At 59.4% G+C, this 1,068-nt stretch carries 1 rRNA gene; it reads left to right on the forward strand.

The window, feature by feature from the left end:
- Nucleotides 1-709: 709 nt before the first annotated feature.
- Nucleotides 710-1,068, forward strand: a 16S ribosomal RNA gene (locus AC069T_RS37985); the annotation flags it as partial.

Raw genomic sequence — 1,068 nt, forward strand, 5'->3', positions numbered from 1 at the left:
CGCAGAGCCCCGCTGACCTGCTAATCTCCTCTTCGCCCCGGCTACCGTTGACACGAGCAGCCGGGGGAGGTAGATTCGAACGGTTGCAACGAACTGGACAAGTTCATCAGCGACGGTTAGTCTCTTCTCCGCTTCGCTCAGAATCCTGAATTCGACGAAGCGCAACCGACCACTTACCGGAAGCCCCGGCCGATTCAATTCGCCCGAAACGCTTCTGATAAAGTCGGAAAAGCCAAATGGCAGCCCCTCCGACGGGGAATCGGAAACGAATTCGGACCGGCAACGGAACGAACAAGATCTGATAGAGTCGGAAAGGCCGAAAAGCGAAAGCGAAGCGGCCGAGCCCGCTCCCACGGGGCGCCGGAGACGGAAACGGATCTGGTAAGGTGGGAACCGCGAAGAAGCCGAAAGGCCGAATCGCACCGGCGAAAATCAGGACCGCGAGGATCTGATAGAGTCGGAAACGCAAGACCGAAGGGAAGCGCCCGGAGGAAGCCCGAGAGGGAGTCCAAAGGAAGCGTCCGTTCCTTGAGAACTCAACAGCGTGCCAAAAGTCAACGCCAGATATGTTGATACCCCGTCTACCGGACCGGATGGTCTGGTGGCGAGGTTCCTTTGAAGAAAACACAGCGAGGACGCTGTGAACCGAGGGATTATTCCTCCCTCCGGTTCCGCTCAACGCGAGTGTCACCGGGAGTACCCGGAAGCATTCACGGAGAGTTTGATCCTGGCTCAGGACGAACGCTGGCGGCGTGCTTAACACATGCAAGTCGAACGATGAACCTCCTTCGGGAGGGGATTAGTGGCGAACGGGTGAGTAACACGTGGGCAATCTGCCCTTCACTCTGGGACAAGCCCTGGAAACGGGGTCTAATACCGGATATGACGCGCGACCGCATGGTCTGTGCGTGGAAAGCTCCGGCGGTGAAGGATGAGCCCGCGGCCTATCAGCTTGTTGGTGGGGTGATGGCCTACCAAGGCGACGACGGGTAGCCGGCCTGAGAGGGCGACCGGCCACACTGGGACTGAGACACGGCCCAGACTCCTACGGGAGGCAGCAGTGGGGAA

This window comes from Streptomyces sp. NPDC043867 (assembly GCF_056435845.1).